Genomic DNA, 20,711 nt, shown 5'->3' with positions numbered 1-20,711 from the left:
CCCCCGTGGCGCGAAAGCCACTTTCAGGACGTCAGGTGTCTCGAAAGTGGCTTTCGCGACACCCGAAGTCGCCGTTCGCCAGCCGGAAAAGACCCCGGTGAGGCCGATCGCCGCGGCGATCCCCAGCGGGAGCCGGAAGAACCCGCCGACCAGGCCCGCGGCCCCGGCGATTTCGAGAGCGCCGATCCCCTGGATCTCCCGGACCGAGAAGCCGAGCCTTTCGGTCCGGGAGATCGACGACGGCTGACGCAGGACCTTCGCCACCCCCAGTACGGCGAAGATCGCGGCCAGCAGGACGGAAAGCACGACGGAAACCACAGCCATCACGAACTCCTTGGTGCGGAAGGACTTCAGACCGTGACGCGGCGGATCGTGGCGAATCCGCCGGCACCGGCGACGCAGACCAGCAGCGCGAGCACCCCGGTCAGGCCGCCGACGGTCAGCGTGCCGAAGAACGTGCCGAGCTTCGACCACGAGTCGGTCCAGCTGAGCACCAGCACCGCGCCCACCAGCACCAGCACCTGCGCGGCGGCGAACAAGACCACGCCCAGCACCGAAGCGCGCCGGTAGATCAGGCCGTACCACATGCCGTAGAGGAACATCAGCGTCAGCAACACGAACGCCGTGAGCAGGGTCAGGTACCAGGGGCCGTCGAGCACCCAGGGCACCCGGAAGTAGTTGAGCCCGAGCCCCCAGCCGCCGGTCGCGTCCTCGATCGCCTGGAACACGGCTATCCCCGCCGCGTACACCGCGGAGAGCCCGGCGACCAGCAGGACCGTGCCCAGGTAGTACGACCGCCGCGACACACCGAGCGTCAGCCCGAACGGCAGCGACTTCGTCATGCTCAAGGCACCGCAGACGAGCATGAACACGAACAGCGTGAGCAGGCCGCCGGAGTAGTTCTGCTCGGGTTTTTCGGGGATCACCGAGAAGATGACGAGGTTCACCGAGAAGGCGAAGAGGGTGACGCCGACCGGGAGGACCAGGTACTGCAGCCGGTCCACCAGGTGATAGCGCGCGACGTTGATCAGGGTGTTCATGCGGACGCCTCCTCTGCGGTCTGTCCGTTGGAGGTGTGCACCATCAATTGCTGCAGTGACAACGGTTCCAGCTTCAGGTGCAGGGCCTGAGCCCGCGCCTTCGCGGCGGCGTCGAACGCGTCGGCGACGGTGACCGAAGCCCGCGAGCCGATCTTGCGGCGGTGCAGCACCCGGCGTCCGGCGACGAAGTCGTCCACCGCGAGGGCGGGCCCGCTGACCGTGGCGGCCGAGCCGCGCAGGTCGTCGGCGGGCGCGTCGAGGACGACGCGGCCCTTGTCGATCATCACGACGTGCTCCAGCAGATCGGCCACTTCGTCGATCAGGTGCGTGGAGAGCAGGACCGTGCGCGGGTGGCTCGAATAGTCGTCGAGCAACCGGTCGTAGAACAGTTGCCGCGCGACGGCGTCGAGACCCGCGTACGGCTCGTCGAGCAGCGTGAGTTCCGCTCGGGCCGCGAGCCCGATCGTGATCGACAGCGCCGAGCGCATCCCTCGCGAGAGCTTCTTGATCGGGCGCTTCAGCGGCAGATCGAAGTCGGCCAGCAGCGTGTCGGCCAGCTCGGCGTCCCAGTTCGGGTAGAACCACGACGCCGTCGTGATGGCGTGCCGGACCTTGAAGTCCGGGAACTGCTGGTCCTCGCGGACGAGCACCATGCGCCGGAGCACGCGCTCGTTCTCCACCGGGTTCTCCCCGAACACGCGGACCGAGCCCGCGCCGGCGAACTCCTGCGCGGTGACGATGCGCAGGAAAGTGCTCTTGCCCGCGCCGTTGCGGCCGAGCAGGCCGGTGATCTTGCCTTCTTGGATGTCGACCGAGACATCGCCGAGCGCGAGGTGGTCGCCGTAGCGCCGGGTCAGGCCGGTGGTCGAAATGGTCGGCGTCATGCGGCGGGTCCTCCGTTCCGGTGTCCGTTCCCGCGGATGAGCGAGATCAGGGTTTCGTCGTCGATGCCGAGGCGTCTCGCTTCGATGAGCATCGGGTCGAGGTACTGCTCGGCGAACCGTTGCCGCCGGTCGGTGAGCAGCTTCTGCCGCGCGCCGCCGGCGACGAACATGCCGATACCGCGTCGCTTCTCCAGCAGCCCGTCGTCGGCGAGCACGTTGATTCCCTTGGCCGCCGTCGCCGGATTGATCCGGTAGAAGGCGGCGAGTTCGTTGGTTGACGGCACGCGTTCCCCCTCGGCCAGGCTTCCCTCGGCGATGTCGTCGGCGATCTGTTCGGCGATCTGCACGAACAGCGGTGTTCCTTCGTCGAGCACGACACCTCCGTCCCCAGTCGCAGGCACCCTTCGTGGGTGCGGTGGTTCATTACTGGACTAAGTAACCCATGAACCACCGGATGAGCGCAAGTGGCTTCCGCCTTGCGCACTACTGTGCAATGCGTGGTACCTTCTGTTGCGTAAGACTGGGAGGGACGCGACTGTGGAGATCAGTCAGCTACTTAAAGGCGTGCTGGACCTCGCCGTTCTCGCGGTGCTTCGCGGGGAGGACGGCTACGGCTACGACGTGCTCCGAAGACTCCGGGTCGCGGGGTTGCAGGAAGTGGGCGACGCTTCGGTCTACGGGACGCTCCGGCGGCTGTACAAGGCAGGCCTGCTGACGTCCTACGTGGTGCCGAGTGAAGAAGGCCCGCACCGGAAGTACTACAGCCTCAACGAGCCCGGACGTCAGCGCCTCGAAGAGTCGGGGCAGACCTGGCGGACTTTCGCCACGACAATGAACAGCCTGTTGGGAGAGGCAGCATGAGCACGCAGAATCCGACCGCCGTGCGGGTGTATCTGGCGAGGGTCAGGAGCGCGCTCGCCGACCTGCCCGAGAGCGAAGTCGAGGAGATCCTCGAAGACGTCCGGCCCCACCTCGCCGAAATGGAGGCGGAGCTGGGGGACAACCCGAAGGTCGACGCCCTGATCGAGCGTCTGGGCAGCCCTGAGAGCTACGCCGCCGAACTGCGCGCGTCCGGTGGATATCCGCCGCGTCCGGCCGAGACGGGCGACAAGCCCGCCATCCTGAAGGTGAAGACCGGGATCGGCGGAGCACGGTTCGCGTTCTGGGGCCTGGTGTTCTCCATGGGCGGGTTCGCGTTGTTCGGCTTCGCGGCCGCGATGCTGCTCCGGGTGGAACCGTTGCTGGGCCTGCTTTTCATCGCCCCCGTGCTCGCGATCAGTGTCGCCTACGTGGTCCGGCGAGGTGTCGCCTCGATCGCGGAACTGCCTGAGGTGATCAAGCTCCGCGAGATCGTGACGTCGTTCCAGAGCAACCGGAACGGCAAGGGACTGGACTACTTCCGCGCGCTCAAACCGGCGTGGTGGGTGCTCTGCGCGGCGGTGCTGGTCGGGTTCGGCCTGCTGCTCATGCTTCGGCACACCGAGGCCATTCTGTTGCTGCCGTTGATGTTGCTGGCGGCCGTCGCGGTGGTCTGGGCGGGGCCGAAACTGAAGACGGACCGGCGGCTGCTGTGGCTGGCCGTGCCGATCTCGGCGTTCGTCATCGGCAGCATGTTCGGCGGGGTGGGCGCTGCCGTCGATCTGGCCGCGAAGCGCTCCTACTCCGACGGTCCTTACACAAACGGCTACACGCCGTACAACGACACCTACGGCAACCCGCAGCTGAACTACGGCAGCCAGGAAGTGGAGAACATCTACGCGTTCGACGCCGAGGGCAAACCGCTGACGGATGTCTATCTCTACGACGAGAACGGCCGCCCGCTCAGCACGACCCGGTACGCGTGTGAGAGGTACACGGGCGAGAAGCGGAAGGTCGGCGACGACAACCGCTACCCGCGCCCGCGCGTCGAGCGGGGTGTCCAGGACGACCAGGGGAACGTCAACGGCTACAACGGTTCCCGCGCCTTCTGCCAGGAAAAAGCCGACGTCCCGTTCAGCGCGGCGATCCCGAAGATCGCACCGGTGCCGCCTTCCGCGACTCCCCAGGCGCCGCCGTCCTCGACCCCGGCGCCGCCGTCGAACTCCACCCAGCCGACGCGCTAGGTGGTCCGGGTGGAGGCGGGCGTCGGGGGCCGCCTCCTCCCGATCCGGGGAGAGCCGCGAAAGTCACTTTCGAAGATGTCGGGGATGGAGAAAGTGACTTTCGCGGCATTCCCATTTCTCGCCGGAATGTGACCTGTCGGAGCTCTTTCGGCTCGCCGCGTGACCGCTACCCTTTTCGAATGCCTCATCGCGACGAGCCGACCCTCGAACGCGAATGCGAACTCGGGAGGATCGAAGCGGCCCTCGACTCCGCCACGGCGGGCGAGGGCCGGGTGGTGGTCATCGAAGGCCGGGCCGGTATCGGCAAGACCCGGCTGGTCCAGGAAACCCAGGCGCTGGCGAAGGGCCGTGGGTTCGGCAGGCTGCAGGCTTTCGGTGACGCGCTCGAAGCCGCGATGGCCTGGGGCGTCGTCCGTCAGCTCGTCGAGCATTCGGTTTCGCGCCACAGCACGAAGATCCTCGACGCCGCGGCCGCCGATCCGGGCGAGGCCGAACTGGCGAGAACGCTGCACGCGTTGTGGTGGGTCGTGGTCGACCTCTCGTCGGCCCGGCCGCTGCTGATCACGGTCGACGACGCGCACTGGGCGGACCCTTCGTCACTGCGATTCCTCGTCTACCTTTCGCGCCGGATCGCCGACCTGCCGATCGTGCTCGTCGTGGCGACCCGGCCGCCCGCGGAGCACACCGGGCCGCTGACCCAGCTGAGCGTTTCCCGGCAGACCGAACGTGTGGTGCCGAAGGCGCTTTCGCCCGAAGCGCTCGCTGAACTCGTGGCCGCCCGTGAGGTGCTCCCGGCCTGGGCCGTGGTCACCGCACTGCATGCCGCCAGCGGCGGGAACCCTTTCCTGACAAGGGTTCTCGTCGGCGAACTCGACGCGCTCGGGCTGCCCGTCGACAGTGCCGCGACCGCCTCCAAGATCGGGAAACTGGGCCCCAGCGCCGTTTTCCGCGCGGTGCTGGGCAGACTGCCCGCCGAGGCCGTCGCGCTCGCCGGCGCGGTCGCGATCCTGGGCACCGGCGGCGATCCGTGGCAGGCCGGAGCGCTGGCGAAACTGGACGTCACCGGGCTTTCGGCGGCCGTCGAGGCACTGAGCTCGGCGAACGTGTTCGCCGCCGACGGCGACCATCTCGTCTTCGTCCATCCTGTCGTCCGGGAGGCCGTTCTCGCCGACCTGGGCCCGGTCGCCCGCGCGGCATTGCACGGTGGCGCCGCAAAGGCGCTGTACGCGGCGAAGGCGCCGGCGGACCGGGTCGCCGCACATCTCGTGCGGGCGCCGAGAGGCACCTTGCCGGGCTCGGCCGTGATCCTGCGCGAGGCCGCGGCCGCCTTGCTTTCGGCGGGCGACCCGAGAACAGCCGCCGCGCATCTGCGCCGGGCCGTCGAGGAGACCCCGGACAACGCGGCGCTGCGGGCCGAACTCGGCCGCGCGCTGCTCCGCACAGGTGAGGCCGTCGAAGCGCGACGGCAACTCCTGCTGGCGGCGGCCGGTGTTCCCGACGCCGAACTCGTCGCGGCCGCCGCGTCAGCCACGACGGTCGTCGACGGGCCCGAAGCCGCCGTCGCCGAACTCCGCGAGGCGATCGCCGCCCGCCCTGGCGGTCCGCGCGATCCGGGCCGGATGCACCTGGAGGCGCGGCTCGCGGTGATCCGCTCGTTCCTGCCGCACCATCGCCGGACGGCGTCCGATCACCTGAGCGCGTACGCGAGCTTGAGCGGCGGCACCCCCGACGAGCGCACCCTGCTCGGCCTGCTCGCGCAGATGGGACGGTACGAGGTCCGGCCCGCGGACGAGGTCGCCGAGACCGCCTGCCGCGCGCTGGCCAACGGCGCCTTCTTCGAAGACGCAACCGGAAGCATCGACGTGATGGTCGGCTGGGTGGTCGCGATGCTCGCGCTGATCTCCGCCGACGGGATCGACGAAGCCGGACGGGAGATCGAGCGCGCGCGGCAGCGGGTGCGGGAGCACGGTTCGCCCGTCGAGTTCGCGATGGTCGCCAACGCCGCGTTGTTCCTCGAGTGGCGGCTCGGCAACTTGACCGTCATGGAGGCCGAAGCCGAGGGCGCGCTCGCCGCCATCGGCGCCGAAGAACCGTCGCCGCAGGTGGTCGCGCTGAGGGCGACGGCGACGCATTTCCTCGCCTACGCCGCTTTGGAACGCGGTGACCTGGAAGCCGCCGCCGACGTGCTGGCGCGGTTCGACGGCGACCACGGCGACGGTCCGAGGATGATGCCGACGATGTGGCTGCACGAACCCCGCGCGCTGATCGCGCTCGCCGTCGGGAATCCCGTGCTCGCCAGGACGCAGGCGTTCCTGCAGCGCGACGAGATGCGCGCGGTGGGCGTCGACCCGCCGACCATTCCGTGGCGGGTCCCGGCCGTGCGCGCCGCGCTGCTGCTCGGCGAGTCGGACCACGCCCTGAAACTGGCCGAGGAACAGGTGGTCATCGCGCGGAAGTGGGGGACCGCGACGGAGATCGGCGCCGCGCTCCGGTTGCTCGCGCACGCCGACGGTGACCGGCGGCTGGACCTGCTTTCCGAGTCGGTCGGGGTGCTGGAGCGGTCCCCGGCGCGGCTGCACCTCGCCCGTTCGCTGATCGACCTCGGCGAGGCGATGCGGGCCGCCCGGCGGGGCACGGACGCGCGGAGCCCGCTCAACCGCGGGATCCGGCTGGCCGCCGAATGCGGCTCGGCGGTGTTGCGCACCCGCGCCGGCAAGGCGTTGGAAGCCTTGGGGGACCGGCCCCGACGGGCGATCGCCGCCGACCCGTCCTCGTTGACCGCGAGCGAACGGCTGGTCGCGGATCTGGCGGCGTCCGGACATGCGAACCGCGAGATCGCGCAGGAACTGTTCGTCACCCCGAAGGCGGTCGAGAAGCACCTCGGGCGGATCTACGCGAAACTCGGCATCGCCGGGCGGCGAGGGCTGGCGCGGGCCGAATTCCGGATGCGGGAACGGCGCCGGAGGACGTAGCCTCCCCGGCAACGCGTTGACGGAGACGAGTAGCCGAAGGAACCCGCGAGACCCAGAGAGCCGCCGGTAGCTGGGAAGGCGGCCTCGCGCCCTTCGGTGAAGACCCTCCCGAGTGCGGGGAGGAACGGCGTCCGCGCCCCATGCCCCGCCGTCCGGCCCTCGTCATCGGGCCTTCGAGGCCGCCGCTCGTCCAGGGCGGCGGCGAAAGTGCGGTGGTACCGCGAGTTCCCTTCTCGCCCGCACTCCCAAGGGGTCGCGCATATCCGTACAGGAGTTGTGATGATCTCGCGTGTCCTCGTCGCCGACCTGCCCCGGCACGTCGGCGGCTCTGTCCGCATCGCCGGCTGGGTGCACCGCCGTCGCCGTCTGAAATCCGTCACCTTCCTGGTGATCCGGGACCGATCCGGGCTCGCCCAGGTCGTCCTCGCCGAACCGGGTGGCCCGCCGGAGGAGACGGTGGTCGAGGTCGAAGGCCTCGTCACCGCGAACCCGCAGGCGCCCGGCGGCCTGGAACTGACCGGGCCGTCGATCGGGCTGCTTTCCGAACCCGCCGAACCGCCGCCGTTCGACCTCTACCGGCCCACGGTGCAAGCCACGTTGCCCACGGTGCTGGACAACGCCGCCGTCGCGTTGCGGCATCCGCGGCTGAAGGAGGCTTTCACGATCGCGGCGGCGAGCGTCGCCGGATTCCGGTCGGCGCTGGACGGGCTCGGGTTCACCGAAACCCAGACGCCCAAGATCGTCTCGTCGGCCACCGAGTCCGGCGCGAACGTCTTCGGCATCGACTACTTCGGGAAGCGGGCCTTCCTGGCGCAGTCCCCGCAGTTCTACAAACAAGCCCTGACCGGGGTGTTCGAGCGGGTCTACGAGGTCGGCCCCGTCTTCCGCGCCGAACCGCACGACACCGCGCGGCATCTCGCGCAGTACACCAGCCTCGACGCGGAACTCGGCTTCATCGACGGTCACCACGACGTGATGGCGGTGCTGCGGGAGGCGATCGCGGGGATGGCCGCCGCCGTCCCGGAGACCGGGGTCGTGGTGCCGGAGGAGATCCCGGAGCTCCACTTCACGGAAGCCCAGGAGCTGATCGCGCGGCTGTCCGGTGAGGACCCACGCGGGGAGCCCGACCTCGCGCCCGCCCACGAGCGGCTGCTTTCGGACTGGGGCTTGCGCGAACACGGGTCGGACTTCCTGTTCGTCACCGGCTATCCGATGGCGAAACGGCCGTTCTACACGCATCCGGACCCGGCGCGGCCGGAGTACTCCAACAGTTTCGACCTGCTCTTCCGCGGGCTGGAACTGGTGACCGGGGGCCAGCGGCTGCACCGGCACGCGGACTACGTCGCCGCGCTGGCCGCCCGTGGGGAGCCCGCCGAGGCGTACCGGGACTACCTGTCCGTCTTCGCGCACGGGATGCCGCCGCACGGCGGCTTCGCGCTCGGTCTCGAACGCTGGACGGCCCGGCTGCTGGGGCTGCCCAACGTCCGGCAGGCGACGCTGTTCCCGCGTGACCTGCACCGCCTGACCCCGTGAAAGCCGCGAGCCGGCACCTCCCGAAGAGGCGCCGGCTCGCGTGTGGGGTGAGGCTCAGTGGATGAAAGCGCTCCTGGCGGCCAGGTCGGCCAGCAGGGCGCGGCCCTTCTCGGCGTTGCGCGGCTGGGCCAGGACGTCGTAGCGCCGGGCGACCAGCTGGCTCTGCGAGATGAACCCGCGCTTGTTCTTCGAAGCCGCGTACCCCAGCGCGCCGAACAGCAGGTTGAACCCGATACCGCCGACGAGGCCGACGAGGATCGGCACCAGTCCGGCGCCGGGGTTCAGCAGGCTCAGCACGAGGCCGAGGAACACACCGAACATCGCGCCCGACAGCGCCGAGCTGGTGAGCACCTTGCTCCAGCCCATCCGCCCGGCGATCCGCTCGACGAGGATCGGTTCGACACCGACGATGGTGACGTCGGTGATCGGGAAGTCCGTTCCCGCGAGGTGGTCGACCGCACGCTGCGCTTCGGAGTACGACTCGTAGGAGCCGATCGGCCACCCGCTGGGCAGCGTCGGGAGCTGAGCCCGCCCCTGGGGCTCGGTGAACGTGGTCTGCTGCGTGAATGCCTGTGTCATTCCTTCTCACCTCTCTTGATCCGTACAACGTCCCGGATGCGCGGATCTCCTCCCGATGCGGCGGGATTCACAGCATCTTCTCAGCCGGGCATCGCAGACAATCCGCCCAGGGACCGACTACGGTACGAAATGGGTAACGAATCAGACCATTGGCTGAGTTGACCGGGTCGGACTGACCCGGTAGGAAGAAGCCGCAAAGGTACCGCTTCGAACCTTTAGGTGAGGCTGATGGGGAACAGGCGCGGCATGCTCACGCTGGATCGACTCCGGGAACTGGTCGAGGACGGCACCGTCGACACGGTGCTGGTGGCGATCACCGACATGCAGGGCAGGCTGCAGGGCAAACGCTGCGCGGCCGAGTACTTCCTCAACGAGGTCGTCGAGAACGCCACCGAAGCGTGCAACTACCTGCTCGCCGTCGACGTCGACATGAACACCGTGGACGGCTACGCGATGTCGTCCTGGGAGACCGGCTACGGCGACTTCGTCCTGCGCCCGGACTTCGACACGCTGCGCCTGCTCCCGTGGCAGGAGGGCACCGCGCTCGTCCTCGCCGACCTCGAACGGGTGCAGGGCGGCGCCGTGGCCCCCTCACCCCGCCAGATCCTGCGCGGGCAGCTCGACAGGCTGGCCGCGCGCGGTCTCGCCGCCTACGTCGGCACCGAACTGGAGTTCATCGTCTTCGACGACACCTTCGAGTCGGCCTGGGACAAGCGGTATCAGGACCTCCGCCCGGCCAACCAGTACAACGTCGACTACTCGATGCTCGGCACCTCGCGGATCGAGCCGCTGCTGCGCCGGATCCGCAACGACATGGGCGGCGCGGGCCTGTACGTCGAGTCGGCCAAGGGCGAGTGCAACCCCGGCCAGCACGAGATCGCCTTCCGCTACGCCGACGCGCTCACCACCTGCGACAACCACAGCATCTACAAGACCGGGTCCAAGGAGATCGCCGCGCAGGAGGGCAAAAGCCTCACGTTCATGGCGAAGTACAACGAACGTGAAGGCAACTCCTGTCACATCCACATCAGCCTGCGCTCCACCGAGGGCGAGGCCGTCCTGGCCGGTGACGGTCCCGGCGGGTTCTCCCCGCTGATGGAGCACTTCCTCGCGGGCCAGCTCGCCGGACTGCGGGAGCTGACCTATTTCTTCGCGCCGAACATCAACTCCTACAAGCGATTCGTCCCCGGCAGTTTCGCGCCGACGTCCGTCGCGTGGGGCACCGACAACCGCACATGCGCGCTCCGCGTCGTCGGGCACGGAGACTCGCTTCGCACGGAGAACCGGGTCCCCGGCGGCGACGTGAACCCGTACCTCGCGGTGTCCGCGCTGATCGCGGCCGGGTTGCACGGCATCGAGAACGAACTGAAACCGGAGCCCGAGTTCCACGGCAACGCCTACGGTTCGGACAAGCCGACGGTGCCGGCGACCCTGCGGGAGGCCGCGGTCCTGCTGGACCGGAGCGAACTCGCCAGGACCGCGTTCGGGGACGAAGTCGTCGACCACTACCTGAACGCGGCGAAGGTCGAGAACGCCGCGTACGACGCCGCCGTCACCGATTGGGAGAGGATCCGTGGGTTCGAACGTCTCTGAGCCCCTGATCGGGCTCACGTCCTATCTGGAGCCCGCGAAGTTCCTGGTGTGGGAGACCGAAGCGGCCCTGCTCCACCGGGTCTACGTCGACGGGATCGTCGCGGCCGGCGGCGTCCCGGTCCTGCTGCCGCCGGTGAGCGGCGCGCACGACCGGCTGATGTCCGCTGTGGACGGTCTCGTGCTGGTCGGCGGCGCCGACATCGACCCGGCCCGCTACGGCCGGGAGCAGCACGCGACGACGTACACGAGGCCGGACCGGGACGAGTTCGAGTTCGGGCTGCTGCGGTCCGCTTTGGACGGTGGCAAACCGGTGCTCGGCGTCTGCCGCGGGTTGCAGGTGCTCAGCGTCGCCTTCGGCGGGACGCTCGCCCAGCATCTGCCGGACACTTTGGACACCAAGGATCACCAGCCCGCGCCCGCGACCTTCGGCACGACTACCGTGACCCTCGCCGAAGGCAGCCGGGTCGCGTCGATCCTCGGCACCGAGACCAAGGTGCCGTGTTATCACCACCAGGCCGTCGACAAGCTCGGCGACGGGCTGGTCGCCACGGGCTGGGCCGCCGACGGCACCATCGAGGCGGCGGAACGGCCCGGCGACGGGTTCGTCCTCGGCGTCCAGTGGCATCCCGAACAGAATCCCGACGACATCAGGCTTTTCGAAGCGCTGGTGAAAGCCGCTAAGGAGCGCGCATGACCACGTTCGAGGTGATCAACCCCGCCACCGAAGAGGTGGTGAGGTCGGTCGAGCTGACCTCGGCCGAGGAGACCGACGCGGCGATCGCCCGCGCGCAGGCGGCGTTCCCCGCCTGGCGTGCGGTGGCCCCCGGCGACCGGGCGCGGCTGCTGCGCCGGTTCGCCGACGCCGTCGACGCGGACATCGAGAACCTCGCCCGGCTGGAGGTCGTCAACGCCGGTCACACGATCGGCAACGCGCGCTGGGAAGCGGGCAACGTCCGCGACGTGCTGACGTACTACTCGGCGTCACCCGAACGGCTGGCAGGCAGGCAGATCCCGGTCCCCGGTGGCGTGAACATGACGTTCCACGAGCCACTCGGCGTGGTCGGGGTGATCGTGCCGTGGAACTTCCCGATGCCCATCGCGGGCTGGGGGTTCGCGCCCGCGCTCGCCGCCGGGAACACCGTCGTGCTCAAACCCGCCGAACTCACCCCGCTGACCGCGATCCGGCTCGGCGAACTGGCCCGTGAGGCCGGGATCCCCGCGGACGTCTTCCAGGTACTTCCCGGCAAGGGCTCCGTGGTGGGACAGCGGTTCGTGGACCACCCGGCGGTGCGGAAGGTGGTGTTCACCGGCTCCACCGAGGTCGGCAAGCAGATCATGGCGGGCTGCGCCGCGCGGGTGAAGCGCGTGACGCTGGAGCTCGGCGGCAAGAACGCGAACATCGTCTTCGCCGATTCCGATCTGGAAAAGGCCGCGGCGAAGGCGCCCTACGGCGTGTTCGACAACGCCGGGCAGGACTGCTGCGCGCGGTCGCTGATCCTGGTCCAGTCGAGCGTGTACGAGAAGTTCATGGAGCTGCTGGAACCCGCCGTGAACGGGGTCGTCGTCGGGGACCCACGGCTGGAAGTGACCGAGATGGGGCCGCTGATCTCGGCGGGACATCACGCGAAGGTGTCGTCCTATGTGGACGACGCCGCGCCGGTCGCGTTCCGGGGCAGCGCGCCCACCGGACCGGGATACTGGTTCGCGCCGACCGTCGTCACCCCGCCGGACCTGCGGCATCCGCTGGCGTCGGACGAGATCTTCGGCCCGGTCGTCGCGGTGGTCCCGTTCGACGGCGAGACGGACGCGATCACCATGGCCAACCAGACCGAGTACGGCCTGTCCGGCTCGATCTGGACCCGCGACGTCGGCCGCGCTTTCCGCGTCGCACGCGGCGTCGAAGCCGGGAACCTTTCGGTCAACTCGCATTCGTCCGTCCGGTACTGGACGCCGTTCGGCGGATTCAAGCAGTCCGGGCTGGGCCGCGAGCTCGGCCCGGACGCTGTCGACGCCTTCACCGAGACCAAGAACCTCTTTATCAGCACAGAGTGAGCAGGTCTCTTTTCGTATCAAGACCATCAGCACGGAGGAATAAGTGGTGCAGCGTTTCGAAGGCCGCGTCGCGGTCATCACCGGCGGCAGCGGTGGCATCGGCCTCGCCTCCGCGCGGCGGCTGGCGAGCGAGGGCGCGAAGGTCGTCATCGGCGACATCTCCGCCGATGCGGGCAAAGCCGCGGCAGACGAGGTCGGCGGCCTGTTCGTGCAGGCCGACGTCACCGACGCCGACCAGGTCGAGGCCCTGTTCCAGACCGCCGTGGACGAATTCGGCTCGGTCGACGTCGCGTTCAACAACGCCGGCATCTCCCCGCCCGAGGACGACTCGATCCTCACCACCGGCATCGACGCCTGGGAGCGGGTGCAGAAGGTCAACCTGACCTCGGTGTACCTGTGCTGCAAGGCGGTGCTGCCCCATATGCGGCGGCAGGGCAAGGGCTCGATCATCAACACGGCTTCGTTCGTCGCGGTGATGGGCGCGGCGACGTCGCAGATCTCCTACACCGCGTCCAAGGGCGGGGTGCTGGCGATGAGCCGGGAGCTGGGCGTGCAGTTCGCGCGGGAGAACATCCGGGTCAACGCGCTGTGCCCCGGTCCGGTGAACACGCCGCTGCTGAAGGAACTCTTCGCGAAGGACCCCGAACGGGCGGCGCGGCGGCTGGTGCACGTGCCGGTCGGGCGGTTCGCGGAACCGGACGAGATCGCGGGCGCGGTCGCCTTCCTGGCGAGCGACGACGCCTCGTTCATCACCGCTTCGCAGTTCCTGGTGGACGGCGGCATCTCCGGCGCCTACGTCACCCCCCTCTAACCCGCTGCCCTGGTCGCGCTGCCCAAGTCCGTGAAGGCCTCCTTGAGGGACTCTGAGTCCCTCAAGGAGGCCTTCACGGACTTGATGGAGAACGCGTGACTCGCGTGATCAGGCCCGTGACTCGCGTGATCAGAGCCGTGACTCACGAGTTCCGGCTTCCGTCACGCGAGTTCCGGCTCTGATCACGCGAGTGCCGTCCGGGCACCGCGGGTGTCCGGGCGAACGGGACAAGTGACGTGCCCGGCCTGAAGTAGACGGGCGCTGAACACGCCAGGTACGGTGTGCGCACAACTGCAGATCGGGCCGTCGAGCTGGAGCGGGAGAGCCCCCACGAACGTGGTGGGGCACCGAAGGAGCAAACTCCCCGGAATCTCTCAGGTAGCCACTACCGCTTCCGCGAGGCCACTCTGGAAAGCAGGCGCGCAAGTGCGCCTCACCCAAGGTGAAAGCCACCCTTCCCACGGGTGGTGAAACTCTCAGGTGCCATGACAGAGGGGGAGTTCCCAGCGCACCGGTCTATCCGGCGCCTGAGTAAAGGAGCTCCCTTGACCAGTACGTCCTTCGACGACCGGCACATCGGCCCCTCGGAGTCCGAGCAGGCCAAGATGCTCGCCGAGGTCGGCTACGGCAGTCTCGATGCCCTGGTGGCCGCCGCGGTCCCGGCCGCGATCCGGGTCACCCGTGACCTCGAACTTCCCCCCGCCGCGTCCGAAGAGGACGCCATCGCGGAGCTTCGCGCGCTCGCCGCGCTCAACAAGCCGATGACGCAGATGATCGGCCTCGGCTTCCACGACACGGTCACCCCGGCGGTCATCCGCCGCAACGTGCTGGAGAACCCGGCCTGGTACACGGCGTACACGCCGTATCAGCCGGAGATCTCGCAGGGCCGTCTCGAAGCCCTCCTCAACTTCCAGACCATGGTCTCCGAGCTGGCCGGTCTCGCCACCGCGAACGCCTCGCTGCTCGACGAGTCCACCGCCGTCGCCGAGGCCGTCATGCTGATGCGCCGCGCGTCGAAGGCGAAGTCGAACAAGGTCGTCCTCGACGCCGAGTGCCTGCCGCAGACCATCGCCGTCGTGCGCACCCGCGCCGAGGCGATGGGCGTCGAGGTCGAGGTCCGCGACCTGCTCACCGGCCTGCCGGAGGAGTTCTTCGGCGTCGTCGTCCAGTATCCGGGCGCGTCCGGCGTACTGCGCGGGGCGGGCTTCTACTCCGCCATCTCCGAGACGGCGAAGGCCGCCGGCGCGCTGTACACCGTCGCCGCCGACCTGCTCGCTCTCACACTGGTCACCGCGCCGGGTGAGTTCGGCGCCGACATCGCCGCCGGTTCGACCCAGCGCTTCGGTGTCCCGCTCGGCTACGGCGGCCCGCACGCCGGGTTCATGGCCGTCCGCGCCGGGCTCGAGCGTTCGCTGCCGGGCCGCCTGGTCGGGGTCTCGGTCGACGCCGACGGCAACCCCGCGTACCGCCTCGCCCTGCAGACCCGCGAGCAGCACATCCGCCGCGAGAAGGCGACCTCCAACATCTGCACCGCGCAGGTCCTGCCCGCCGTGCTCGCCGCGATGTACGCGGTCTACCACGGTCCGGACGGCCTCAAGCGCATCGCGACCCGCGTCCACGAGCTCGCCGCCGGACTGGCAGGCGCCCTGCGCGCCGGTGGCGTCGAGGTCGTGCACGAAGGCTTCTTCGACACCGTCCTCGCGCGCATGCCCGGCCAGGCCGAAGCGGTCGTCGCGGTCGCGCGCGAGAACGGGATCAACCTCGGCCCGGTCGACGCCGACCACGTCCGCATCGCCGTCGACGAGGTCACCACGCCCGCGATCATCGCCAAGGTCCTCAACGCCTTCGGCATCGAGAACAAGGCCGAAGACGCGCAGGCCCTGCCCAGCGGCTTGAACCGCGAGAGCGACTACCTCACCCACGAGGTCTTCCACTCGCACCGCTCCGAGACCGCGATGCTGCGCTACCTGCGCAGCCTTTCGGACCTGGACTACGCGCTCGACCGCGGCATGATCCCGCTCGGTTCCTGCACGATGAAGCTCAACGCCACCACCGAGATGGAGCCGATCAGCTGGCGCGAGTTCGCGGGTATCCACCCGTTCGCCCCCGCCGACCAGGCCGAGGGTTACCACGTGCTGGTCGAGCAGCTGTCGAGCTGGCTGGCCGAGGTCACCGGCTACGACAAGGTGTCGCTGCAGCCGAACGCGGGCAGCCAGGGCGAGCTCGCCGGCCTGCTCGCGATCCGCGCGTACCACCACGCGAACGGCCAGGCCGAGCGCGAGGTCTGCCTGATCCCGTCGTCCGCGCACGGCACGAACGCCGCCTCCGCGGTGATGGCCGGGATGCGCGTCGTCGTGGTCAAGTGCACCGACGAGGGCAACGTCGACCTCGAAGACCTGCGCGCCAAGGTCGAGGCCAACCGCGACACGCTGTCCGCGATCATGGTCACGTACCCGTCGACGCACGGCGTGTACGAGAACGGCATCGACGAGCTGGCCAAGATCGTCCACGACGCGGGCGGCCAGGTCTACGTCGACGGCGCGAACCTCAACGCGCTGCTGGGGCTGGCCAAGCCGGGTGAGTTCGGCGGCGACGTCTCGCACCTGAACCTGCACAAGACCTTCTGCATCCCGCACGGTGGCGGCGGCCCCGGCGTCGGCCCGGTCGCGGTGCGCGCGCACCTCGCGCCGTACCTGCCGAACCACCCACTGCTGGAGAAGGCTGGTCCCGAAACCGGTGTCGGCCCGATCAGCGCGGCCCCGTACGGCTCGGCGTCGATCCTGCCGATCTCCTGGGCGTACGTCCGCATGATGGGCGCGGGCGGGCTCACCGCCGCGACCCAGGTCGCCGTCCTCGCCGCGAACTACGTGGCCAAGCGCCTCAACCAGCACTACCCGGTGCTCTACACCGGCCAGGACGGCCTCGTCGCGCACGAGTGCATCCTCGACCTGCGCGGGCTCACCAAGGAGACCGGCGTCAGCGTGGACGACGTCGCGAAGCGCCTGATCGACTACGGTTTCCACGCCCCGACCATGTCGTTCCCGGTCGCGGGCACGCTGATGGTCGAGCCGACCGAATCCGAGGACCTCGGCGAGATCGACCGCTTCATCGCGGCGATGATCGCCATCCGCGCGGAGATCGACGCCGTCGCGCAGGGCAAGTGGGCCGCGGACAACAGCCCGCTGCGCAACGCCCCGCACACCGCGGAAACCCTGGTCGGCGACTGGGACCTGCCGTATGACCGCGAACTGGCGGTGTACCCCGCCGGAGTGAACCGCAAGGCCAAGTACTGGCCCCCGGTGCGTCGCATCGACGGCGCCCGCGGGGACCGTAACCTCGTCTGCTCCTGCCCGCCGCTCAACGCCTACGAGAACTGAGGCACTTGATGTCGAAAGAGACGTCCCTGCACGGAGTCCACAAAGGACTGGGTGCGCTGTTCACCGACTTCGCGGGCTGGTCGATGCCGATCCGCTACAGCAGCGAACTGGCGGAGCACAAGGCGGTCCGCGAGACCGCGGGCCTGTTCGACCTGTCCCATATGGCCGAGATCGAGGTGACCGGCCCGCAGGCCGCCGACGTCCTCGACTTCGCGCTGGTCGGGAACCTGTCCGGGGTCAAGCCGGGCAGGGCGCGCTACACGATGATCTGCGACGAGACCGGCGGCGTGCTGGACGACCTGGTCGTCTACCGCCTCGCCGACGAGAAGTTCCTGGTCGTGGCCAACGCGGGCAACGCCGCCGTGGTCGCGGAGGCGCTGGCCGAGCGGGTCTCGGGCTTCGACGCCGTCGTCGACGACAAGTCCGAGGACGTCGCGCTGATCGCCGTCCAGGGGCCGAAGGCCGTCGAGATCCTCGGCGCCGTCACCGACGCCGACCTGGGCGCGCTCAAGTACTACGCGAGCGTCCCGGCCGTCGTGAAGGGTCACGACGTCCTGCTCGCCCGCACCGGCTACACCGGCGAGGACGGCTTCGAGCTGTACGTCCCGGCCGGTGAGGCTCCCGCCGTCTGGCGCATCCTCACCGAGGCCGGTGAGCCGCACGGCCTGCTCCCGGCCGGTCTCGCCTGCCGCGACACGCTGCGTCTCGAAGCCGGTATGCCGTTGTACGGCAACGAACTCAGCCTCCAGCTGAGCCCGTTCGAAGCCGGTCTCGGCCGCGTCGTCAAGTTCGAGAAGCCCAACGACTTCGTCGGCAAGGCCGCGCTGGCGGAACTGTCCAAGAAGGACGTTCCCCGCGTCCGCGTCGGGCTCAAGGGCTCCGGCCGCCGCGCCCCGCGTCACGGCTACACCGTCCTGTCCGGCGAGACCGAGATCGGCGAGGTCACCAGCGGTGCCCTGTCGCCGACCCTGGGCTACCCGATCGCCATGGCCTACGTGGACCGGGAGCACGCCGAGCCCGGCACCGAGCTTTCCGTCGACATCCGGGGCCGTATCGAGCCCGTCGAGGTCGTCGCCCTGCCCTTCTACTCCCGCGCCTGAAAGGCCCTTTCACCATCATGAGCATCCCCCAGGAACTGAAGTACACGAAGGAACACGAGTGGCTGAACGTCGTCGACGGCGTCGCCACCGTGGGCATCACCGCCTTCGCCGCCGAGTCGCTCGGTGACATCGTGTTCGTCCAGCTCCCCTCGGTCGGCGACACCGTCACCGCGGGCGAGGTGTTCGGCGAGGTCGAGTCGACCAAATCGGTCAGCGAGCTGTACGCACCCGTGGACGGCGAGGTCGTCGAGGTGAACGAGGCCACAACGGACACCCCCGAGCTCATCAACTCGGACCCGTACGCCGAAGGATGGCTCCTGAAGGTGCGTCTGTCCGGCGACGTGCCCGCCCTGCTCGACGCCCAGGCGTACGCCGTCCTCACCCAGGAGAACTGAGATGTTCAACGCCGCCCTGTCCGACGTGGACCCCGAGGTCGCCACCGCCGTCGCGGCCGAACTCGACCGGCAGCAGTCGACCCTGGAGATGATCGCCTCGGAGAACTTCGCCCCGGTGGGCGTGCTCGAGGCGCAGGGTTCGGTGCTGACCAACAAGTACGCCGAGGGCTACCCCGGCCGCCGCTACTACGGCGGTTGTGAGCACGTCGACGTCATCGAGCAGTTGGCGATCGACCGCGCGAAGGCCCTGTTCGGCGCCGAGCACGCCAACGTCCAGCCGCATTCGGGCGCGCAGGCCAACGCCGCCGCCATGGTCGCGGTGCTCAACCCCGGCGACACCATCCTCGGTCTCGACCTCGCCCACGGCGGGCACCTGACCCACGGGATGAAGATCAACTTCTCGGGCAAGCTCTACAACGTCGTCGCCTACCACGTCGACAAAGAGACCGGGATCGTCGACATCGAGGAGATCGAGCGCCTCGCCAAGGAGCACCAGCCGAAGCTGATCATCGCCGGCTGGTCGGCGTACCCGCGTCAGCTCGACTTCGCCGAGTTCCGCCGCATCGCCGACGAGGTCGGCGCGAAGGTCATGGTCGACATGGCGCACTTCGCCGGTCTCGTCGCCGCCGGGCTGCACCCGAGCCCGGTGCCCTACGCCGACATCGTCACCACGACCACGCACAAGACCCTCGGCGGCCCGCGTGGCGGCATCATCCTGTCCCGCCAGGAACTCGCCAAGAAGATCAACTCGGCGGTGTTCCCCGGACAGCAGGGCGGACCGCTGGAGCACGTCATCGCCGCCAAGGCCGTCGCGCTCAAGATCGCCGCGACCGAGGAGTTCCGCGAGCGTCAGCAGCGGGTGCTCGAAGGCGCGAAGATCCTGGCCGACCGCCTTTCGCGCACGGACTGCGCCGAAGCGGGCGTCCGCGTGCTGACCGGCGGCACCGACGTGCACCTGGTGCTCGTCGATCTGGTCAACTCCACTTTGGACGGTCAGCAGGCCGAGGACCGGCTGCACTCGGTCGGCATCACGGTCAACCGCAACGCCGTCCCGTTCGACCCGCGCCCGCCGATGATCACCTCGGGCCTGCGCATCGGCACCCCGGCCCTGGCGACCCGCGGCTTCGGTGCCGAGGACTTCGCCGAGGTCGCCGACATCATCGCCGAGGCGCTGCGCCCGGACTTCGACGAGGCCCTGCGCCAGTCGCTGTCCGCCCGTGTCGAACTGCTGGCCAAGAAGCACCCGCTGTACGCGGACCTCAACCGATGAGCGCGCTCCCCGAGGGGCGCAAACTTCTCCGGCTCGAGGTCCGCAACGCGCAGACCCCGATCGAGAAGAAGCCGCCGTGGATCAAGACCCGCGCGCGGATGGGTCCCGAGTTCACCGAGCTCAAGGGCCTGGTCAAGCGGGAAGGCCTCCACACCGTGTGTGAGGAGGCCGGTTGTCCCAACATTTATGAATGCTGGGAAGACCGCGAGGCGACGTTCCTGATCGGCGGGGACCAGTGCACGCGACGTTGCGACTTCTGCCAGATCGACACGGGCAAGCCCGAGGCGCTGGACACGACCGAGCCGCGCAAGGTGGCGGAGTCGGTGCAGGCGATGGGTTTGCGCTACTCGACGGTGACCGGTGTCGCGCGTGACGATCTCGAAGACGGTGGCGCGTGGCTGTATGCGGAGACTGTCCGTCAGATCCACGCGTTGAATCCGGGTACCGGTGTCGAGTTGCTGATCCCGGACTTCAACGCGGATCCCGATCAGCTGGCCGAGGTGTTCGGTTCGCGGCCGGAGGTGCTCGCGCACAATGTGGAGACGGTGCCGCGGATCTTCAAGCGGATCCGCCCCGGTTTCCGGTACGCGCGATCGCTGGAGGTCATCACGAAGGCGCGTGAGGCTGGTCTGGTGACGAAGTCGAACCTGATCCTCGGCATGGGCGAGACCCCCGACGAGGTCGCGCCCGCGATGAAGGACCTGGTCGACGCGGGCTGCGAGATCCTGACGATCACCCAGTACCTGCGTCCTTCGCCGCGGCACCATCCGGTGGACCGCTGGGTCAAGCCCGAGGAGTTCGTCGAGCACTCGAACACCGCCGAAGCGATGGGTTTCGCTGGTGTGATGGCCGGACCGCTCGTACGCTCGTCGTATCGCGCCGGCCGCCTGTTCGCGCAGACGAAGGCCCACCGCGGCGAAGCACTGTCGGAGAACCTGGCCCATCTCGCCGCCGAAGGGCCCGCGGCCCAAGAAGCCAGCTCATTGCTGGCCAGATAGGAAGG

The 20,711-nt window shown here is 69.1% G+C and carries 17 protein-coding genes, 1 pseudogene and 1 riboswitch; of the genes and pseudogenes, 13 read left to right on the top strand and 5 right to left on the bottom strand.

Annotated features, from left to right (window positions below):
• Window positions 1–93 precede the first annotated feature (93 nt).
• The 4 genes and pseudogenes from AMYAL_RS50290 to AMYAL_RS0107720 all read right to left on the bottom strand — a co-directional run.
• Window positions 94–324, bottom strand: a pseudogene (locus AMYAL_RS50290) (DoxX family protein); the annotation flags it as partial.
• Window positions 325–350: 26 nt separating this feature from the next.
• The gene (locus tag AMYAL_RS0107730) at window positions 351–1,040 is read right to left on the bottom strand and encodes a hypothetical protein (protein ID WP_020630739.1); all 690 of its coding nucleotides are present in this window, start codon (window positions 1,038–1,040) and stop codon (window positions 351–353) included.
• Window positions 1,037–1,924 (bottom strand): ABC transporter ATP-binding protein, encoded by an 888-nt coding sequence (locus AMYAL_RS0107725; protein WP_020630738.1) that lies wholly within the window; start codon window positions 1,922–1,924, stop codon window positions 1,037–1,039. The genes AMYAL_RS0107730 and AMYAL_RS0107725 overlap by 4 nt, the downstream gene beginning before the upstream one ends.
• Entirely contained in the window at window positions 1,921–2,298 is a 378-nt protein-coding gene (locus tag AMYAL_RS0107720; protein WP_005160428.1) for a GntR family transcriptional regulator, read from the bottom strand. The genes AMYAL_RS0107725 and AMYAL_RS0107720 overlap by 4 nt, the downstream gene beginning before the upstream one ends.
• Before the next feature lie 163 nt (window positions 2,299–2,461).
• Between AMYAL_RS0107720 and AMYAL_RS0107715 the strand changes: the two genes are divergently transcribed.
• The 4 genes from AMYAL_RS0107715 to aspS all read left to right on the top strand — a co-directional run bounded on the left by AMYAL_RS0107715 (window position 2,462) and on the right by aspS (window position 8,531).
• Window positions 2,462–2,785: a PadR family transcriptional regulator gene (locus tag AMYAL_RS0107715; RefSeq protein ID WP_005160429.1), complete on the top strand. Its 324-nt coding sequence runs from the start codon at window positions 2,462–2,464 to the stop codon at window positions 2,783–2,785.
• Window positions 2,782–4,026, top strand: a complete 1,245-nt coding sequence (locus AMYAL_RS0107710) for a DUF1700 domain-containing protein (protein WP_020630736.1) — start codon at window positions 2,782–2,784, stop codon at window positions 4,024–4,026. The genes AMYAL_RS0107715 and AMYAL_RS0107710 overlap by 4 nt, the downstream gene beginning before the upstream one ends.
• Window positions 4,027–4,205: 179 nt before the next feature.
• Window positions 4,206–6,998 (top strand): helix-turn-helix transcriptional regulator, encoded by a 2,793-nt coding sequence (locus AMYAL_RS0107705; protein ID WP_020630735.1) that lies wholly within the window; start codon window positions 4,206–4,208, stop codon window positions 6,996–6,998.
• A gap of 279 nt (window positions 6,999–7,277) precedes the next feature.
• Window positions 7,278–8,531, top strand: coding sequence for an aspartate--tRNA(Asn) ligase (aspS, locus tag AMYAL_RS0107700; protein WP_020630734.1), 1,254 nt, complete (start codon window positions 7,278–7,280; stop codon window positions 8,529–8,531).
• A gap of 54 nt (window positions 8,532–8,585) precedes the next feature.
• Here aspS and AMYAL_RS0107695 read toward each other — a convergent pair whose 3' ends face one another.
• Entirely contained in the window at window positions 8,586–9,110 is a 525-nt protein-coding gene (locus tag AMYAL_RS0107695) for a YflT domain-containing protein (RefSeq protein WP_020630733.1), read from the bottom strand.
• Between the two features lie 228 nt (window positions 9,111–9,338).
• Here AMYAL_RS0107695 and AMYAL_RS0107690 point away from each other — a divergent pair, with 228 nt between their 5' ends.
• From AMYAL_RS0107690 to lipA, 9 genes are all read left to right on the top strand, one after another.
• A complete protein-coding gene (locus tag AMYAL_RS0107690) occupies window positions 9,339–10,703 on the top strand; it encodes a glutamine synthetase family protein (protein ID WP_084702312.1) in 1,365 nt (454 codons plus the stop codon).
• On the top strand, window positions 10,684–11,397 hold the full coding sequence (locus AMYAL_RS0107685; RefSeq protein ID WP_020630731.1) for a gamma-glutamyl-gamma-aminobutyrate hydrolase family protein: 714 nt from the start codon (window positions 10,684–10,686) through the stop codon (window positions 11,395–11,397). The genes AMYAL_RS0107690 and AMYAL_RS0107685 overlap by 20 nt, the downstream gene beginning before the upstream one ends.
• A complete protein-coding gene (locus AMYAL_RS0107680) occupies window positions 11,394–12,755 on the top strand; it encodes an aldehyde dehydrogenase family protein (protein WP_020630730.1) in 1,362 nt (453 codons plus the stop codon). Before AMYAL_RS0107685 ends, AMYAL_RS0107680 begins: the two co-directional genes overlap by 4 nt.
• A 43-nt stretch (window positions 12,756–12,798) precedes the next feature.
• Window positions 12,799–13,566: a 3-oxoacyl-ACP reductase gene (locus AMYAL_RS0107675; protein ID WP_020630729.1), complete on the top strand. Its 768-nt coding sequence runs from the start codon at window positions 12,799–12,801 to the stop codon at window positions 13,564–13,566.
• Between the two features lie 397 nt (window positions 13,567–13,963).
• Window positions 13,964–14,068, top strand: a riboswitch (glycine riboswitch).
• 43 nt (window positions 14,069–14,111) lie between these two features.
• Window positions 14,112–16,943, top strand: a complete 2,832-nt coding sequence (gcvP, locus tag AMYAL_RS0107670) for an aminomethyl-transferring glycine dehydrogenase (RefSeq protein WP_020630728.1) — start codon at window positions 14,112–14,114, stop codon at window positions 16,941–16,943.
• Between the two features lie 8 nt (window positions 16,944–16,951).
• Complete coding sequence (gcvT, locus tag AMYAL_RS0107665; RefSeq protein WP_020630727.1) at window positions 16,952–18,043, top strand: glycine cleavage system aminomethyltransferase GcvT; 1,092 nt, start codon at window positions 16,952–16,954, stop codon at window positions 18,041–18,043.
• 17 nt (window positions 18,044–18,060) lie between these two features.
• A complete protein-coding gene (gcvH, locus tag AMYAL_RS0107660; RefSeq protein WP_020630726.1) occupies window positions 18,061–18,438 on the top strand; it encodes a glycine cleavage system protein GcvH in 378 nt (125 codons plus the stop codon).
• Window position 18,439: 1 nt separating this feature from the next.
• Entirely contained in the window at window positions 18,440–19,708 is a 1,269-nt protein-coding gene (glyA, locus tag AMYAL_RS0107655) for a serine hydroxymethyltransferase (protein WP_020630725.1), read from the top strand.
• Window positions 19,705–20,706: a lipoyl synthase gene (gene lipA, locus AMYAL_RS0107650; RefSeq protein ID WP_020630724.1), complete on the top strand. Its 1,002-nt coding sequence runs from the start codon at window positions 19,705–19,707 to the stop codon at window positions 20,704–20,706. Before glyA ends, lipA begins: the two co-directional genes overlap by 4 nt.
• Window positions 20,707–20,711: the final 5 nt, after the last annotated feature.

Origin of the sequence: Amycolatopsis alba DSM 44262 (genome assembly GCF_000384215.1) — a bacterium.
GTDB classification, from domain to species: domain Bacteria; phylum Actinomycetota; class Actinomycetes; order Mycobacteriales; family Pseudonocardiaceae; genus Amycolatopsis; species Amycolatopsis alba.
The sequence above is the reverse complement of the archived record's forward strand: the minus strand, read 5'-3'. Positions and strand labels throughout refer to the sequence as shown.

Coding starts and splice junctions, on each gene's coding strand:
- gcvT (WP_020630727.1), top strand. CDS start 16,952: ATGTCGAAAGAGACGTCCCTGCACGGAGTCCACAAAGGACTGGGTGCG.
- AMYAL_RS0107730 (WP_020630739.1), bottom strand. CDS start 1,040: ATGAACACCCTGATCAACGTCGCGCGCTATCACCTGGTGGACCGGCTG.
- AMYAL_RS0107710 (WP_020630736.1), top strand. CDS start 2,782: ATGAGCACGCAGAATCCGACCGCCGTGCGGGTGTATCTGGCGAGGGTC.
- AMYAL_RS0107725 (WP_020630738.1), bottom strand. CDS start 1,924: ATGACGCCGACCATTTCGACCACCGGCCTGACCCGGCGCTACGGCGAC.
- lipA (WP_020630724.1), top strand. CDS start 19,705: ATGAGCGCGCTCCCCGAGGGGCGCAAACTTCTCCGGCTCGAGGTCCGC.
- aspS (WP_020630734.1), top strand. CDS start 7,278: ATGATCTCGCGTGTCCTCGTCGCCGACCTGCCCCGGCACGTCGGCGGC.
- AMYAL_RS0107695 (WP_020630733.1), bottom strand. CDS start 9,110: ATGACACAGGCATTCACGCAGCAGACCACGTTCACCGAGCCCCAGGGG.
- glyA (WP_020630725.1), top strand. CDS start 18,440: ATGTTCAACGCCGCCCTGTCCGACGTGGACCCCGAGGTCGCCACCGCC.
- gcvH (WP_020630726.1), top strand. CDS start 18,061: ATGAGCATCCCCCAGGAACTGAAGTACACGAAGGAACACGAGTGGCTG.
- AMYAL_RS0107690 (WP_084702312.1), top strand. CDS start 9,339: ATGGGGAACAGGCGCGGCATGCTCACGCTGGATCGACTCCGGGAACTG.
- AMYAL_RS0107705 (WP_020630735.1), top strand. CDS start 4,206: ATGCCTCATCGCGACGAGCCGACCCTCGAACGCGAATGCGAACTCGGG.
- AMYAL_RS0107680 (WP_020630730.1), top strand. CDS start 11,394: ATGACCACGTTCGAGGTGATCAACCCCGCCACCGAAGAGGTGGTGAGG.